Source organism: Methylobacterium tardum, assembly GCF_023546765.1.
Lineage (GTDB): Bacteria > Pseudomonadota > Alphaproteobacteria > Rhizobiales > Beijerinckiaceae > Methylobacterium > Methylobacterium tardum.
This window is the reverse complement of the sequence record NZ_CP097484.1, coordinates 2,865,553-2,882,072: the sequence shown is the minus strand read 5'-3', so window position 1 is coordinate 2,882,072 and position 16,520 is coordinate 2,865,553. Positions and strand designations below refer to the sequence as shown.

Below are 16,520 nucleotides of genomic sequence, written 5' to 3'. Positions count from 1 at the left end.
CGGCTCGCCCCGCTGATCACACCCGGCATGGCACCGCCTCGAAATTCTCCGTCCCCTCGCCGAAGGCCGCGTCGGGCACGGCGAAGCTGTCGAGACCCTCGCCGAAGCGTTCCGTGAGGTAGGTGTCGGCGCGCTTCGCCATGGCCTTGTCGGACTCCACGGTCAGCGACAGCGTGCGGCCCGCGCGCCACTCCACGACCTCGCCGTCCTCGACGATCGGCACGCCGTCCTTCAGGACGAGCTTGGCGGCGGTGAACATCGCGGTGCGGTTCGCGTCGTCGCGGTAGACGGCGACGTCGGCCCGGGCGCCGGCCCGCAGGTGGCCGCGGTCGGCGAGGCCGAGGAGCTTCGCGGGTCCGGACCGGGTCAGCTGCGCGATCTCCGAGAGCGTGTACTCGCGCTCCAGCCCCGGAAGGCTCGAGCGTTCGCCGACCACGCCCGGCAACGTCGCGATCTCGCGGTCGCGCTCCGACTTGTCCATCAGCAGGTGGATGATGCGCGGGTACTGGGTGAACGGGCCGCCGTTCGGGTGATCGGTGGTCAGGATCGTCCGCTCCGGATCGGTGGAGAGCAGCATGATCTCCAGGCCGATCGCCCATTGCAGCGAGCTGGTCGGACCCCGGGGCCGGTACAGGAACGGCACCACGCCGCCGCCCTCGGCGTCGCCCGCGTTCAGGACCCACTTCTTCGGCTTGGCGCCCTTCCGGCCGGCGAACTGGCGGAGGATGTCGAGCGACACGGTCACGGTCTGGCCGAACACGACCTGCCCGATATCGAGGGTGGCGTTCGGGTTGTCGGTGATCGCCTGCGCGATCCGCTCGGCGGCCGAGCGGAAGCCGCCGGTGCCGGGATTGGCCGGGTCGACCGCGCCGTAGGCGTAGAACTGCGCGTGGGCGAAGTGGATGCGCCGCCCCTCCGCCGCGTCCAGCGTCGCCATGAAGCTGTCGTCGGCCCCGGGCAGGCCGAGGTTGTTGCAGTGGACGTGCAGCGGGTGCGGAACGCCGATCTCCTCGACCGCGTCGAGGAGCGAGCCCATGATCTGCCGGGTCGAGAGCCCGTAACAGGGGATCTCGTCGTCGAGGGACAGGCGCAGGGCCCCGTCCTTGAAGGCGGAGGCGCCGCCGGCATTGATGCACTTCACCCCGAGCCCGCGCGACTGGGCGACCGACAGGGCGACGAGGTCGCGCACGGCGTTGCCGCCCTGGCGCTCGCGTAGCAGCTGCAGGAGTTGGTCGTCGTTGCCCATCACGGTCAGCGCGCCGCGGTCGAGCAGCGGGATGTCGGCGAGCTCGAGCTGGGTGCCCAGCGCGTGGGTCGGCGGCATCGCCGGCTCGACGGCCGTGGTGTAGCCCATCCGCGCGTAGGTCGAGCCGATCCAGGCCGCCGCCCCGCCCGCGTGGGCGAAGGGGTGGCCGTCGGGCGCCGCCTCACTGACGTAGAGGTCGGGCAGGAGCAGCCGCGAGGTGATCACGTTGCCGCCGGCGATGTGCGAGTGCACCTCGACGCCGCCCGCCATGACCACGCAGCCCGCGGCGTCGATCACCGCGTCGGGCTCGCGGCCCGGCGGATCGATGACGCGGCCGTCCTCGATCCAGACGTCGCCCATGGAATCGCGGGACGCGGTCGGATCGACGACGCGCCCGCCCCGGATCACGCTCAGCATGCGGGTTCACTCCTCGACGCGGCCGGGCCCGTGACCAGGCGCTCCTTGAGGGCGCCCAGCACCGACGCGGCCGACGGCAGATCCGACGGCGCTGAGGCCGGCCAGAAGGTCAGCGCGGCGCGCTGCTCGTTCCACAACACGCCGCCATGGTCGCGGCCGGGCTGGCCGACGGCGATCACCACCTCGGCGACCTGCGCCTCGCCGTCGGCGACCAGCGCGACGGCCGGGACGTTCGACAGCCAGTCCGGGCGCGAAACCGGGACGGCGCCGATCCAGAGGACGGCATCGACCTCGCCGGCGGCGACTTGGCGGGCGGCGTCGAAGCGCCAGGGATCATGCTCGGGCACGCGGCGCCCGAAGCCGCTGCGCGGCGCCTGCCCGGTGAGCCAGGCCGAGACCGGTACCACCGCGCGGTCCTGACCGGTGCCGCCGACCGCGAGGGTGAAGCAGCGCGTGGTCTCGCTGAGCTCCATGGCGAGGCCCTGCAGCATCTCGATGCCGGCCTCGCCGAGCTCGGCGGCGTCGTAGAGGAGGACGCCGTACTGGGCGGCGGCGAGCCGGGCGGCGATCTGGGCGGGGAGGTCATCACCGGCGAGGTGGCCGCGGGCGTGGGCGCGCAGCACGCCGACCGCCTCGGTCAGCCCGCCCTCGGCCGGCCAGGACAGCGACGCGGTGGCGTTGGCGCCGACGGCCAGCAGGGCGCGCTCCGATCCGGCGGCGCGACCGCGGCTGGGCTTGTCGTCGATCAAGCGCTTCAGGAGCGGCGCCTGCCAGGGGGCCGCGCCCACCACCAGCACCACGTCGGCGCGCCCGACTGCCTCGGCGGGCGTCGAGGTCAGCGCCCCGACCCGGCTCAGCGCTCCGAGTTCCGCGTAGGTGCCAGCCGAGCCGGCGGTGTCGACGGAGGCGCCGATGCGCCCCGCGAGATCGTAGGCCGCGCGGATCGCGGCCACGTCGGCGCTGAGGCCGGCGATCACCGGCGCGCGCGCTTTGGCGAGCAGGGATGCGGCCGCCTCGATGGCGGTGCCCGCGTCCGTCGCGCCGCCCTTCACCCAGGCTGCCATGCTCCCTCTCGCAACGTTCTTGCTTGGTTTCGGAGCGGGCGACGGCCGTAAGACCGGACGAAGCGGGTGCCCCTCAACCCCGAGGGTTCCCCACCGAATCGGAATGGCTCATCCGCCCGGCACATCCGGGCAGGCGGCAAACTCGGCACGCCGTCGCGGGCCTAGGTTTGCCTTCATCCGCGCACCGCGGCAAGGGGGTCTGGCGGCGATGCGCGTCGGGAAGTGGATTGCGCGGACCGGTTCGCCGCCTTGCGACCGTGTGTGGTGGATCCCGGATCGCACGCCACCAGTGCTGCATGCGGCTGGGGCCGAGATGGTTTTCACGTCACGGTCTTTTCAGGACCGACGCGGCGGCGGGGAGGACCAACCGGGCCCGCGGCCGGGAATTGCCGTGGCAGCGGCGCGATCCGCGCGTATCCACGTTGCCCGACCCGGAGCCACGTGTGAAAAGCGCCCCGCGCATGCGCCGGGCCTGCGGGATTCGAGGAACGTGTGTTGGGCGAGGTCCCCGAACGGAACGAGATGACGGCGGACGGCGCCGTGCGGGTCGAGGCGCCGGCACGGCTGCATTTCGGGTTCCTGGACCTGCATGGTGGGCTTGGCCGCCGCTTCGGCAGCATCGGCCTCGCCATCGACGCGCCGTCCCTGGCCCTGACTGCCCGCCGGGCGGCTCGGCCCACCGTCACGGGCCCCGAGGCTGACCGCGTGCGCGGCTACGTCGAGGCCGCAGCCGCCCATCTCGGGCGCGGCGGGGACATCGCCATCAATGTCGAGCGGGTGATCCCGGCCCATGCCGGGTTCGGCTCGGGCACGCAGCTCGCCCTCGCGGTGGCGGCCGCGATGGCGCGCCTGAACGGCGAGCCCTTCGCGGCGGATGCCTTCGCGGCGACTTTGGACCGGGGCAACCGCTCCGGTGTCGGCCTCTGCGCCTTCACGGAGGGCGGCCTGATCGTCGATGGCGGCCGCGGCGCGGATGGCGGCCCGCCGCCGGTCATCGCGCGCCTGCCCTATCCCGAAGCCTGGCGAGTCGTCCTGATCCTCGATCCGAGAATGGCCGGCGTGCACGGGACGCGCGAGGTCGAGGCGTTCCGCGACCTGCCGCGCTTCCCCGAGACGCAGGCGGCCGAGATCTGCCGGATCGCGCTGATGCAGATCCTGCCCGCCGTCGCCCTAGCGGAGCCGCAGGGCTTCGGCGCCGGCATCACCCGGATCCAGACGCTGATCGGCGACCATTTCGCGCCACATCAGGGCGGCCGCTACGCCAGCGCCGCGGTCGCGGAGGCGCTGGCCACCGTCGCGGCGCAGGGCATCGCGGGCTACGGCCAGTCCTCCTGGGGTCCGACCGGCTTCGCGCTGGTGCCCTCCGAGGCCGAGGCCCGCGCCCTGGTGGCCAGCCTCGACCGGGGCGGCCCCCTCCGGTTCGTCATCGCCCGTGGCCGCAACAATGGCGCTTCGGTAACCGGTCCGGCGTGAGCCGGTCGCCCCGGGCTTGACCCGGGGCGCCGCTCCGGGTTTGGACGGAGGGAAGGCGCCTCTGTCGCGCGCCGCACGAGGATTCCATGGCCCGCTCGATCCTCCACATGCTGACGCCGCTCCGGCACATGAGCCCGTTCGACGTGAACATGGCCGTGGATGCCGGCTTCGAGACGGTGGTGACCTACACCGAGGTCAGCCTCGCCGACGTGGTCTCGCTGACCCAGGATTCGATCTTCTCGCGGTCGCCGGCCGACGGGACGCGGACGGGCATCTTCATCGGCGGCAAGAACGCCGAGGACGCCCTCGACATGGTCGACCGCGCCAAGAAGGCCTTCGTGCCGCCCTTCGTGAACCACGTCTTCGCCGACCCGGCGGGCTCGTTCACCACCGGCGCCGCCATGGTGGCGCAGGTCTCCCGTGCCCTGCGGCAGAAGTTCAACACCGACCTCACGGGCAAGCGCATCGTGATCTTCGGCGGCGCAGGCGTCGTCGCCTACGTGGCCGCGGTGATCGGCGCCCTGCAGGGTGCCACCACTGTGCTGGTCGGCCATGATGGCGAGGAGCGCGTCTCGAAGATCGCCTTCACGATGAAGTGGCGCTTCGGCATCGAGGTCGGCGCCGTCGACGGCACGACGCCGGACGATCGCCGCGCCGCCATCCGCGACGCCGACGTCATCCTCTCCGCCGGGCCGGCGGGCATCCCGATCCTCACCGCGGCGGATCTGGAATCGGCGCCGAAACTCCTCGTCGCCTCGGACGTCAACGCCGTGCCGCCCGCCGGCATCGCGGGGATCGACGTCAATGCGGTCGACGTGGCCTTGCCGACCGGAAAGGGCGTCGGCATCGGCGCGCTGGCGGTCGGCAACGTGAAGTACCAGACGCAGCGGCGCCTGTTCGACCGGATGCTCGCCTCCGACACGCCGCTATGCCTCGACTTCCGCGACGCCTACGAACTCGCCGTGGAGATCGCCGGCTAGGCCGCTCCGGCACCGGCCTCCCATGGCGGATGCGGTCCTGATCGCCGCACAGGCCGGGCGCGCCCTGGCCGAGGCGGCGCGGCGCGCGGAACTGCGCCCCTACGTCGCCGACCTGTTCGGCGATTCCGACACCCGCATGCTGGCCGAGGCCTACCGGCCGCTGCCGGGCCGGTTCGGCACCGCCCCCGCCGCCGACGCCACTCTGGCGGCCCTCGACGACCTCGCCGCGCGGGCCGGGAATCCGGTCGGCCTGATCCTGGGCAGTGGCTTCGAGGACGCGCCCGAGCTGATCGCGCGCCTCGCCGCGCGGCACCGGCTGATCGGCGCCTCGGCCGAGACCGTCGCCGCCCTCAAGGATCCCCTGGCTTTCGCGGCCCTGTGCGCGCGGCTCGGCGTGCCGCATCCGGCCGTGGCGACGGAGCCGCCGCCGGATCCCGCGGCGTGGCTACTCAAGCGGACAGGAGGGTCCGGCGGCAGCCACATCCGGCCGGCCACCCGGTCGCCCGCACCGGCGGGCCACTATTTCCAGGCGCGCGTGACGGGGCGGCCGCACGCTCTGAACATCCTCGCCGACGGACGCACGATCCGCATCCTCGCGGTCACCGAGCAGTGGTGCGCGCCGTCGCCGATCCGCCCGTTCCGCTATGCCGGGGCGCTCGTCCGCGGCGCCGGAGAAGCCCCGGCGCTTCCCGCTTCGGTCGTTGAGGCCGTCGCCGCCAGCATCGAGCGGATCGTCGCCGCAACCAGTCTGTGCGGCCTCGCCAGCGCCGACCTGCTGGTCGACGGGACCGAGTGGTGGCTCACCGAGATCAACCCGAGGCCCGGCGCGACCCTCGACATCCTCGACCGGCGCGGGACGCCGCTGCTCGCGGCCCACATTGCCGCCTGCCTCGGCACGATGCCGGATCCCGGACCGCATCCGGCGGGTGCGGCGGCCGCGCAGATCTGTTACGCGGACCGTGAGCTTGCGCCTGTGCCGGCCCTCGACTGGCCGGACTGCGTGCGCGACCGACCGTGCTCCGGCTCGGTGGTCCGCCGCGACGCGCCGCTCTGCACGGTGCTGGCCGAAGGCGCGGACCGGGCGGAGGTGCTCGCCCTGTTGGAAACGCGGACGGCACACCTGCGGGCCGTCTGCGCGGCGAAGAAAACACACCCCGAGGAAGCCCCGTCATGAGTGCCAGCCAATCCTATCCCAGCATCAACGCGCTCTCAGGCCCCCTGGTCGAGCGGCTCGTGGCCGACGCCGGGACCCTGCGGCTGTCCGTGTCGCAGGCCGCCGGCGGCGCCCGCATGGTCGATGCCGGCGCGCAGGCGCGGGGCTCGATCGAGGCCGGGCGGCGCATCGCCGAGATCTGCCTCGGCGGCCTCGGCACCGTCACCATCGCGCCGAGCGGGCCGATCGCGTCCTGGCCCTACTCGGTGACGGTCCATTCCGCCGACCCGGTGCTCGCCTGCCTGGGCAGCCAGTACGCGGGCTGGAGCCTCGCGGACGAGACCGGTGATTCCGGCTTCTTCGCCCTCGGCTCGGGCCCGGGCCGCGCGGTGGCGGCAGTCGAGGATCTGTACCAGGAGCTCGGTTTCCGCGATTCCGCCACTAAGACCGCGCTCGTGCTGGAAGCGGCGGGCGGCCCGCCCGAGAGCGTCGTCGCGAAGGTCGCCGAGGCCTCCGGCCTCAAGCCCGAGGACCTGACCTTCATCTTCGCGCCGACCCAGAGCCTCGCCGGCTCCACCCAGGTGGTGGCCCGCGTCCTCGAGGTCGCCCTTCACAAGGCCCACACGGTCGGCTTCGACCTGCACGCCATCGTGGACGGGATCGGCTCGGCGCCGCTGTCACCGCCGCACCCGGACTTCATCAAGGCGATGGGCCGCACCAACGACGCGATCATCTACGGCGGGCGGGTCCAGCTCTTCGTGGATGCCGACGACGCGGACGCCAAGCAGCTCGCCGAGCAGCTGCCTTCGGCGACCTCGAGCGACCACGGCGCGCCCTTCGCCGAGATCTTCGCGCGGGTGAACGGCGACTTCTACAAGATCGACGGCGCCCTGTTCTCGCCGGCCGAGGCGATCGTCACGTCGGTGCGCTCCGGCGCCACCTATCGCGGCGGCCGCCTGGAGCCGACGCTGGTCGACGCGTCCTTCGTCTGAGGGGCGACGCACCGGCACCTCCCCGTCATCCCGGGGCCGCGCAGCGGAACTCGGGATCCAGACACGCCGAGGTGCCAAGCTCTGGCGCTGTTGGCAGTTCTGGGTTCCGGGCTCGCCAGCGGCGCCCCGGAAGGACGGCGCGGCTGGTCGCCCGAGAAGCGGCTCGCTCGCGCAAGACAAGGCTTCCCATCCGTGGACCTCGAGCGGGCGGGAGACCGACCCCGCCTCGGGCTTGCTCCCGGCCCTCGGGCCCTGCCGTGAAGGCGGCTCTCTTCCGTGACGATCAGGACCCCCATGCGCATCGGGCTCGCGGCCGATAACGGCACCTGGCACAAGAACCGCCTGCTTGCGGCCCTGCGCGCGAGCGGCGTCGAGCCGGTGCTGTTCTCGCTGGCCGACGTGGCCGTGGTGACCGGCGGCAACGAGCCCCTGCGCGTGCCGGGCTTCCCCGACGCCCTGCCGGACGGCGTCCTGATGCGGACCATCGCGGGCGGCACCTTTGAGGCGACGACGATGCGGCTCGGCGTGCTGCACGCCCTGGTCGCGGCGGGTGTCACGGTCTGGAACGCGCCGACCGCGATCGAGCGCTCGGTCGACAAGGCGGCGACCTCGCTGCTGATCGACCGGGCCGGCCTGCCCACGCCGGCAACCTGGGTGTTCTCGAAGCGCGACGCGGCCGCCGACTTGGTCGCCGCCGAGGCGCGACCGGGCGCGCCGCTGGTCCTGAAGCCGCTGTTCGGCTCGCAAGGGGAGGGGCTCGCCCTGATCGAGCGCCCGGAGGACCTGCCCGACGAGGAGGCCGTGGCGCGGGTCTACTACCTCCAGCGCTACGTGCCGCGCCGGGACGGCTTGTGGCGCGACTACCGGGTGTTCGTCTGCGATGGCCGGGCGATCGCCGGCATGATCCGCGAGGGCGATGGCTGGATCACCAACGTCCACCGAGGCGGCCGGCCGCTACCCTGGGCGATGCCGCGCGCCGCCGCCGAACTGGCCGAAGCGGCCGCCGCCGCGGTCGGAGTCGATTATTCCGGCGTCGATCTCGCCGAGGACGGGGAGGGCGGGTTCTCGGTCCTCGAGGTCAACTCCATGCCGGCCTGGTCGGGGCTCCAGACCGTGTGCGAGACCGACATCGCCGCCGCGGTGGTGCGCGGCTTCCTCGCCGCGACCCGCGGCGCCAGCCGCCCCCGGCTCGTGGTGGCATGACCGGGCTCGACCCAGCGCTGATCGGCACGCTCTACCGGGCCGCCTGCCTCGCCGAGCTCGACGCCCTCAAGCCCGGCAACGTCCACGCCTACGCGGCCGGCCACCGCATGGAGGTGGCGGATTTCGTCACGAGCGCCGACGTCTCAGCGGGCGCCCTTGCCGAACAGGGCGCGCATGTCGGCGCCCGGATCCGCGGCGGCGTCGCCGCCACGATGGCGGCGGTGGGCCAGAACACCAATCTCGGCATTCTCCTCCTCTGCGCCCCGCTGGCCGCCGCCGCCGAGCGGGGCCAGACCGTCGCGTCGGTGCTCGGCAACCTCGACCGCGCGGATTCGGAGGCGGTCTTCGCGGCGATCCGCCTCGCCAATCCCGGCGGGCTCGGCCGCGCCGGCCGGCACGACGTCTCCGCCGCGGCGCCCGGCTCGCTCCTGGACGCGATGGCGGAGGCCGCCGACCGGGACCGCATCGCCCGGGCCTACGTGACCGGCTTCGCGGACGTGCCGGCGATCGGCCTCGCGGCCCTGGCCGCGGCCCGCGCCGAGGGCCTCGATCCCGCCTGGTGCACGACCGCCATCCACCTGGCTTACCTTTGCGCGGTGCCCGACAGCCATATCGCCCGCAAGCACGGCCCGGCCTCGGCCGAGGGCGTCCGCCGGGAGGCCGAGGCGGCCCTCGCCGGGCTCGATCTCGCCGGGCGGCCGGTCGACGCGCTGCTCGCCCTTGATGCCTCGTTGAAGGCGCGCGGTCTCAACCCGGGCACGAGCGCCGATTTCACGGTGGCGACGCTGTTCTGGGACGCGCTCGCGGCCGCCGGTGCGGCTCTGGCCTGAACCGCGCGCACGATCCGGTGTTTCCCGAATGGACGACTTAGAAATTCCTTCATGTCAGGGCCTTGCGCGGGTTGTGAGCCGCAGGGCCCCGCTGTAGGGTCCGCCGCGCTGTCCGGCCCAACCGGCTCGGCCCATCCGGCTCGGCCGGCATGGTCGGGCGCCGATAACAAGGATGGCTTCCCGGCCGCGGCACCGCCCGGCGCGCGGCTTTTTTCGGAATCCAGGGAGAGACACCGAATGGCGAAGATCACCAAGGTTCAGGTCGGCGAAGCGCTCGTCGGCGAAGGCAACGAGGTCGCCCACATCGACCTGATCATCGGACCGCGCGGTTCGCCGGCCGAGTCGGCCTTCTGCAACGGCCTCGTGAACAACAAGCACGGCTTCACCAGCCTGCTCGCGGTCATCGCGCCGAACCTGCCGTGCAAGCCGAACACCCTGATGTTCAACAAGGTCACCATCAACGACGCCCGTCAGGCCGTCCAGATGTTCGGCCCGGCCCAGCACGGTGTTGCCAAGGCCGTGCAGGACGCGGTGGCCGAGGGCATCATCCCGGCGGACGAGGCCGACGACCTGTACATCCTGGTCGGCGTGTTCATCCACTGGGAGGCGGCCGACGACGCCAAGATCCAGAAGTACAACTACGAGGCGACCAAGCTGTCGATCCAGCGCGCCGTCAACGGCGAGCCGAAGGCTTCGACGGTCACCGAGCAGCGCAACTCCGCGCAGCACCCCTTCGCCGCCAACGCTTAGATCGGGGACGGTCCTGGGCAGAGCGCGCCTCCGCCCGCACCGCGGGGCCTGATCCAGCGACTGGCTTCGATCTTTCTTGGCCGATAGGTAGGTCCTTGAACGGGACGGCGCGAGCCGTCCCGTTTTTTTGTGCGTCGCGTTCCGGCCATCGCGCGGTGCAGGACGTCATTGCAGGCGCACGGCATTCCTGGCCTTCTGAATTCCGGGTCGCTTCGCTGCGCGCCGCGACAGGTCATCCAGCCCCCGATTCACGTCGACACGTGTCTTCGACCCGCCCCGTTATTCCGGGGCCGCGCAGCGGAACCCGGGATCCAGACACGCCGCCGCGGCAAGGTTGGGCACCGCCAGCGGGTCTGGATTCCGGGCTCGCCTTCGGCGCCGCGGAATGACGGCGCGGGGTACCGCAGCGCCGCGAGCCGCGGACACTGCCTCGCCTAAGCGCTATCGGCCCTACGTGCGGATCGCGCCGCCGGCATGGCCCCAACGCAACCTCAGTGACCACGCGCGACGTTGACGTCCTGTGTGACGTCGCCGGACGCGGACGCCTCCTGCTTGGATTGGATCACGCCAATCACGTTCCCGTACTGATGCCGCGGACCGCCGCGGCAGACGTCATGCGGGCCGGCCACAACGTCGTCTTGACCATCGCCCTGCCGCGGCGGCGGGGAGCAGAATCCAACAGAAAAGGGGCCGCCTTTCGGCGACCCCCTTCCTTCGTCTCGACGGGTGACGTGGACTTAGAAGTCCATGCCGCCCATGCCGCCGCCCGGCATCGCCGGAGCAGGGCTGTCCTTCTTCGGCGCGTCGGCGACCATCGCCTCGGTGGTCACCAGCAGGCCGGCCACGGAAGCCGCATCCTGCAGGGCGGTGCGCACGACCTTGGCCGGGTCGGCGATGCCGGCCTGGATCATGTCGACGTACTCCTCGGTCTGGGCGTTGAAGCCGAAGGTCTCCGAGCCCGTGTTGTCGGTGATCTTGCCGACCACGATCGAGCCTTCCACGCCCGCGTTCTGGGCGATCTGGCGCAGCGGGGCCTCAAGGGCCTTCAGCACGATCTTGATGCCGGCCTGGACGTCCGGGATCTCGGACTTCAGAGCGGCGACCGCCTTCTTGGCGCGCAGCAGCGCGGTGCCGCCGCCCGGGACGATGCCTTCCTCGACCGCCGCGCGGGTGGCGTTGAGGGCGTCGTCGACGCGGTCCTTCTTCTCCTTGACCTCGACCTCGGTCGCGCCGCCGACGCGGATCACCGCGACGCCGCCCGCGAGCTTGGCCAGACGCTCCTGCAGCTTCTCACGGTCGTAGTCCGAGGTGGTCTCCTCGATCTGCGCCTTGATCTGCGCGATGCGGCCCTCGATGTCGGACTTCTCGCCGACGCCGTCGATGATCGTGGTGTTCTCCTTCTCGATGCGCACGCGCTTGGCGCGGCCGAGCATGGGGAGCGTCACGTTCTCGAGCTTGATGCCGAGATCCTCGGCGATCATCTGGCCCTTGGTCAGGATCGCGATGTCCTCGAGCATCGCCTTGCGGCGGTCACCGAAGCCCGGCGCCTTGACGGCCGCGACCTTCAGGCCGCCGCGGAGCTTGTTGACGACCAGCGTGGCCAGGGCCTCGCCCTCGATGTCCTCGGCGATGATCAGGAGCGGCTTGCCGGTCTGAACAACGGCCTCGAGCACCGGCAGCATGGCCTGGAGCGAGGAGAGCTTCTTCTCGTGGATGAGGATGTAGGGATCCTCGAGCTCGGCGACCATCTTCTCCGCGTTCGTGATGAAGTACGGGGAGAGGTAGCCGCGGTCGAACTGCATGCCCTCGGCGACGTCGAGCTCGGTCTCGGCCGTCTTGGCCTCCTCGACCGTGATGACGCCCTCGTTGCCCACCTTCTGCATGGCGTGGGCGATCATCTCGCCGATCTCCTTGTCGCCGTTGGCGGAGATCGTGCCGACCTGGGCGACCTCGTCGGAGGTCGAGACCTTCTTGGCTCGCGAGGTGATGTCCTTCACGGCGGCCTGCGTGGCGAGGTCGATGCCGCGCTTCAGGTCCATCGGGTTGATGCCGGCGGCGACGTACTTGGCGCCCTCGCGGACGATGGCCTGGGCCAGCACGGTCGCGGTGGTCGTGCCGTCACCCGCGATGTCGTTGGTCTTCGAGGCCACTTCGCGCACCATCTGGGCGCCCATGTTCTCGAACTTGTCGGCGAGCTCGATCTCCTTGGCGACCGTCACACCGTCCTTGGTGATGCGCGGGGCGCCGAAGCTCTTCTCGATCACGACGTTGCGGCCCTTCGGGCCCAGCGTCACCTTCACCGCGTCGGCGAGGATGTCGACGCCGCGCAGCATCTTATCGCGGGCGTCGGCGGAGAAACGAACGTCTTTCGCTGCCATGGTTTGCCTCTTGTCTGGTTGGGTTCTGCCCCAAGGCCTCAGGCGGCCTCAAAGGGCGGGGACGGGTGATCCGATCAGGCGGCGACGACGCCCATGATGTCGGATTCCTTCATGATCAGGAGGTCCTGACCGTCGATCTTGACCTCGGTGCCGGACCACTTGCCGAACAGGACGCGGTCGCCGGCCTTGACGTCGAGCGCGTTGACACGGCCGGACTCGTCGCGGGCGCCGGGACCGACGGCGACGACCTCGCCCTCCTGCGGCTTCTCCTTGGCGGTGTCCGGGATGATGATGCCGCCCTTGGTCTTCTCTTCGCCTTCGATGCGACGGACGACCACGCGGTCGTGCAGCGGACGGAACTTCATGAGCTGCCCTCTTGCTTCAGGTCTGGAGTTGGCGTTGATGCGGCCGGCGGGACCGCTTGCGAACTCGACTGTTAGCACTCTGTCTCGGCGAGTGCCAAAGACGGCCGCGAGATAGGCCCGGCCCGGTTCCGAGTCAAGGCTGTCGCACCCCCGCGCGAAGGTGCGATGACGCGCCGGCGGCTCTCATCCTTCCACATGGATAATGCGCTCTCATGCTGAGCCTGCACGGACCCGAAGGCCCGGTGGCGCTGCAACCCGGCAGCCCGATCGCGCGCAACACCGTGTGGCTCGACCTGAACGACCCGACGCCAGAGGAAGCCAAGGCCGTCGAGACCGCGACCGGCCTGCGCGTTCCGTCCCGGGCAGCGCTCTCGGAGGTCGAGACGTCGAGCCGCCTACGGAGGGTGAAGGGCGGGCTCTCGCTGTCGACGCCGATGATCACCTTCGAGCAGAGCGCGTCGCAGCTGAAGCCGCTGGGTTTCCTGCTGACCAAGGACCATCTCGTCACGATCCGTTTCCACGACCTGCGCGCCTTCGATTCCTCCGCGAAGCGCATCGCGGACGGCGACGGCAGCACGACCCCGAGCGAGATCTTCCTCGTCGTCCTGGAGGAGCTGGTCGACAGCCTCGCGGACGCCCTTGAGGACATGGCGTCGGAACTCGATTCCCTCTCGACCCGGATCTTCGACTTCGACGTCCGCGGCGCAGACCGCCGCCGGCTGGAGAGCCCGCCGCCCCGCCGCCGCGACCTTGCCCTGCGCCGGATCCTGCGCGGCATCAGCAACCGCGGGAAGGTGCTGGGCAAGATCCGCGCGAGCCTCCTCGGGCTGGAGCGGATCGTCCCGTTCGTGTCGGCCGCCTGCGATGGGCTCGGCCTGCCCGAGGATGGGCGCTTCGATACGATCCGACGAGACATCGAGTCCCTGGACGAGTTCGAGACCCGGCTCGCCGAGAACGTGCAATTCCTTCTCGACGCGGCTTTGGGCCTGATCAACATCGAGCAGAACAACGTCTTCCGGGTGCTGACGGTCGTCTCGGTGGTCGGTGTCCCGCCGACGCTGATCGCCTCGATGTACGGCATGAACTTCAAGCACATGCCGGAGCTGGAATGGACCTACGGCTATCCCTACGCGCTCGGCCTGATCCTGCTCAGCGCGATCGCGCCGGTGATTTATTTCCGTCTCCGCGGCTGGTTCTGATATTGGCAAATTAATTATAGTTGATATCGGATATTTATATATCATAGTTCCGTTTTAAATCCGATGAATTCCTGAAGCCATTTCATTGGATCGTATCGTTCGAAGCATTCAGCGATGGCGATATCGCATTTGGACATCGATTAGCGCATTTTTAACCGAGCGGAAGCTATAGAGCCGTCCGGAGGAACCGATTGTGACCATGTTCAAGCGAGCAACGTACAGCGAGGCTCAGGCCAAGATCGAGGCGCTCGACCGGTCCTTGGCCATCATCGAGTTCGCGCTGGACGGCCGCGTGCTGCATGCGAACGAAAACTTCCTGAAGGTGATGAAGTACGCGCTCGATGATGTCGTCGGCAAGCATCACCGCATCTTCGTTGATGACGCCTATGCCGCAACGGCCGAATACGCGGCGTTCTGGGACAGGCTGAAGGCCGGCCACTACGTGACCGGGGAATTTCCCCGGATCGACAAGGACGGTACCACGATCTGGCTCGAGGCGACCTACAACCCGATCCTCGACGCGAAGGGCCAGCCGGTGAAGGTGGTCAAGTTCGCCTCCGACATCTCGGCGAAGAAGAAGGAGATCACCCGGCTCCTGACGATGATCGACAATGTGCCGGTCGCGGTCATGACCGCCGACATGACCGACGATTTCAAGATCGATTACCTGAACGCCACGTCGCGCAAGACCCTGTCGGCGATCGAGCAGCACCTGCCCATCAAGGTCGACGCGATGCTCGGCAGTTCGTTCGACGTCTTCCACAAGAACCCGCACCACCAGCGCACCATGCTGGCCGATGCCAGCCGGCTGCCGCACACCACCAAGATCAAGGTCGGGCCGGAGACGCTCAACCTGCAGGTCACGGCGGTGAACGACGAGAAGGGCCGCTACCTCGGGCCGATGCTGACCTGGGCCGTCGTCACCGCGCAGGTGAACATGGAGACCGAGGTCAAGCGGGTCGCCGAGGCGGTCGGATCCGCGATCCAAGAGATGCAGAGTTCCGCCGAGGGGCTGATGCAATCGGCCGAATCCGCACGGCACAAGGCGTCGTCGGTGGCCGCCAATTCCGAGCAGATGAACGGCGCGATTCAGGAGATCTCCGGGCAGGTCGGCCGGGTCTCGGAGCGCGCGCAACAGATCGCCGTCCAGGCCGAGACCACCGACGCGACGATGCGGCAGCTCGCCGACAACGCCCGCAAGGTCGACGCCGTCGTCGGCATGATCAAGTCGATCGCCGACCAGACCAACCTGCTGGCGCTCAACGCCACGATCGAGGCAGCCCGCGCCGGAGCGGCGGGCCGGGGCTTCGCGGTGGTGGCCTCGGAGGTGAAGGCGCTGGCCGAGCAGACCGCCAAGGCCACCGGCGAGATCACCCAGCAGGTCTCGGCGATCCAGAGCGCCACGGGCGAGGCGGTCGGCGCCATCGAGATGATCACCGCGGCCGTGGGCGAGCTCTCGAAGCTCACGCTGTCGATGGCGAGCGCCGTGGAGGAGCAGGCGGTCTCGACCCACGAGATGGCCGGAAATATCGGCGGCGTCTCCGAGGCCGCCAACGCCACCGGTCAGCTCGCGCAATCGGTCCAGGGCATCGCCGAGAGCCTCGCCGGCCATTCGGCGAGCCTGTCGGAGAGCGTGATCCGGTTCATGAGGACGGCGTGAGCCGACCCGAGCGCGTCCCACGCGGGGCGCGCCGTAGCCATCCAGCGCGACGTCCGCTCAGTCCCGAGCGAGCTGCGCCCGACCGATCGCGAAGACCCGCCCGTCGCCGAGGAGGTGGGCGGTAAAACCCTTCGGGAACAGCCCTTCGATCGCCTTGTCGCGGACGTTCAGGCCGCCGGCATAGGCCCCGAAGGCCGGCATCACGAGGCGCGACCCGTCGGTGACGAAACAGCGGCGGCGCACCGCCCGACCGCGCATGGCGACCTTGCCGCAGGGATGCAGATGGCCGGCGATCTCACCGGTCACGGGCTCCGGGCTCGGCTCGTGGCGCAGGACGAGGCCGCCGATCGTCAGCGCGTCGGCGTAGCGACCGCCAACGCCCTCGCTGACCGCCGCGTCGTGGTTTCCGGCGATCCAGACCCAGTCGCGGCCTTCCTGCAGCGCCGCCACCATGGCACGGTCGCCCGGCTCCATCCGCTCGGGCCCGCGGGCATCGTGGAAGGAATCGCCGAGCGCCACCACGCGGGCGGGGTCGTGGCGCACCACGGCCTCGTGCAGGCAGGCCAGGGTCTCGCGGGTGTCGTAGGGCGGCAGGAACTGACCCGAGCGCGCCGCGTAGGACGAGCCCTTCTCCAAGTGGAGGTCGGACACGATCAGCGTCCGATGCTCCGGCAGCCAGAGGCCGCCGCAGAGATCGAGCACCAGGGTCTCGCCTGCCAACTGCAGGGTGGGGTGCTTATGAGTCTTCTCGAGTCTCAGGCCGGCCGCCAAGATCGCATCCTCGGAATCGTCGGGGGAGGGCGGATCGAC

Annotated in this window: 14 protein-coding genes; 9 read left to right on the top strand and 5 right to left on the bottom strand. The window is 70.6% G+C overall.

What is annotated here, in order from left to right; translation table 11 throughout:
- Positions 1 to 16: 16 nt before the first annotated feature.
- Both M6G65_RS13690 and M6G65_RS13685 read right to left on the bottom strand, forming a co-directional pair.
- Complete coding sequence (locus M6G65_RS13690) at positions 17 to 1,663, bottom strand: formylmethanofuran dehydrogenase subunit A (protein WP_238197960.1); 1,647 nt, start codon at positions 1,661 to 1,663, stop codon at positions 17 to 19.
- The gene (locus tag M6G65_RS13685; protein WP_238197962.1) at positions 1,657 to 2,727 is read right to left on the bottom strand and encodes a molybdopterin-binding domain-containing protein; all 1,071 of its coding nucleotides are present in this window, start codon (positions 2,725 to 2,727) and stop codon (positions 1,657 to 1,659) included. The genes M6G65_RS13690 and M6G65_RS13685 overlap by 7 nt, the downstream gene beginning before the upstream one ends.
- A 495-nt stretch (positions 2,728 to 3,222) precedes the next feature.
- On the opposite strand from M6G65_RS13685, the gene M6G65_RS13680 reads away from it, so the two are divergent.
- From M6G65_RS13680 to fae, 7 genes are all read left to right on the top strand, one after another.
- Positions 3,223 to 4,200 (top strand): beta-ribofuranosylaminobenzene 5'-phosphate synthase family protein, encoded by a 978-nt coding sequence (locus tag M6G65_RS13680; RefSeq protein WP_238197964.1) that lies wholly within the window; start codon positions 3,223 to 3,225, stop codon positions 4,198 to 4,200.
- 86 nt (positions 4,201 to 4,286) lie between these two features.
- The gene (locus M6G65_RS13675) at positions 4,287 to 5,180 is read left to right on the top strand and encodes an NAD(P)-dependent methylenetetrahydromethanopterin dehydrogenase (protein WP_192710797.1); all 894 of its coding nucleotides are present in this window, start codon (positions 4,287 to 4,289) and stop codon (positions 5,178 to 5,180) included.
- Between the two features lie 22 nt (positions 5,181 to 5,202).
- A complete protein-coding gene (locus tag M6G65_RS13670) occupies positions 5,203 to 6,354 on the top strand; it encodes an ATP-grasp domain-containing protein (RefSeq protein ID WP_238197966.1) in 1,152 nt (383 codons plus the stop codon).
- Positions 6,351 to 7,325 (top strand): methenyltetrahydromethanopterin cyclohydrolase, encoded by a 975-nt coding sequence (gene mch / locus M6G65_RS13665; protein WP_250104057.1) that lies wholly within the window; start codon positions 6,351 to 6,353, stop codon positions 7,323 to 7,325. The genes M6G65_RS13670 and mch overlap by 4 nt, the downstream gene beginning before the upstream one ends.
- A gap of 294 nt (positions 7,326 to 7,619) precedes the next feature.
- On the top strand, positions 7,620 to 8,528 hold the full coding sequence (locus tag M6G65_RS13660; protein ID WP_250104056.1) for an ATP-grasp domain-containing protein: 909 nt from the start codon (positions 7,620 to 7,622) through the stop codon (positions 8,526 to 8,528).
- Positions 8,525 to 9,358 carry a triphosphoribosyl-dephospho-CoA synthase gene (locus tag M6G65_RS13655; protein WP_238197972.1) on the top strand — a complete coding sequence of 278 codons (834 nt, stop codon included), beginning with the start codon at positions 8,525 to 8,527 and terminating at the stop codon, positions 9,356 to 9,358. Before M6G65_RS13660 ends, M6G65_RS13655 begins: the two co-directional genes overlap by 4 nt.
- 237 nt (positions 9,359 to 9,595) lie before the next feature.
- Positions 9,596 to 10,108, top strand: coding sequence for a 5,6,7,8-tetrahydromethanopterin hydro-lyase (gene fae, locus M6G65_RS13650; RefSeq protein ID WP_238197974.1), 513 nt, complete (start codon positions 9,596 to 9,598; stop codon positions 10,106 to 10,108).
- A gap of 737 nt (positions 10,109 to 10,845) precedes the next feature.
- Here fae and groL read toward each other — a convergent pair.
- Complete coding sequence (groL, locus tag M6G65_RS13645; protein WP_250104055.1) at positions 10,846 to 12,486, bottom strand: chaperonin GroEL; 1,641 nt, start codon at positions 12,484 to 12,486, stop codon at positions 10,846 to 10,848.
- A gap of 74 nt (positions 12,487 to 12,560) precedes the next feature.
- Positions 12,561 to 12,851, bottom strand: coding sequence for a co-chaperone GroES (gene groES, locus M6G65_RS13640; RefSeq protein WP_091779337.1), 291 nt, complete (start codon positions 12,849 to 12,851; stop codon positions 12,561 to 12,563).
- A gap of 212 nt (positions 12,852 to 13,063) precedes the next feature.
- Here groES and M6G65_RS13635 point away from each other — a divergent pair, with 212 nt between their 5' ends.
- Both M6G65_RS13635 and M6G65_RS13630 read left to right on the top strand, forming a co-directional pair.
- On the top strand, positions 13,064 to 14,050 hold the full coding sequence (locus M6G65_RS13635; RefSeq protein ID WP_238195361.1) for a CorA family divalent cation transporter: 987 nt from the start codon (positions 13,064 to 13,066) through the stop codon (positions 14,048 to 14,050).
- A gap of 199 nt (positions 14,051 to 14,249) precedes the next feature.
- Positions 14,250 to 15,710 carry a methyl-accepting chemotaxis protein gene (locus tag M6G65_RS13630; RefSeq protein WP_250104244.1) on the top strand — a complete coding sequence of 487 codons (1,461 nt, stop codon included), beginning with the start codon at positions 14,250 to 14,252 and terminating at the stop codon, positions 15,708 to 15,710.
- Between the two features lie 57 nt (positions 15,711 to 15,767).
- Here the strand turns inward: M6G65_RS13630 and pdeM are convergent, their stop codons facing one another.
- On the bottom strand, positions 15,768 to 16,481 hold the full coding sequence (pdeM, locus tag M6G65_RS13625) for a ligase-associated DNA damage response endonuclease PdeM (RefSeq protein ID WP_238195363.1): 714 nt from the start codon (positions 16,479 to 16,481) through the stop codon (positions 15,768 to 15,770).
- Positions 16,482 to 16,520 lie beyond the last annotated feature (39 nt).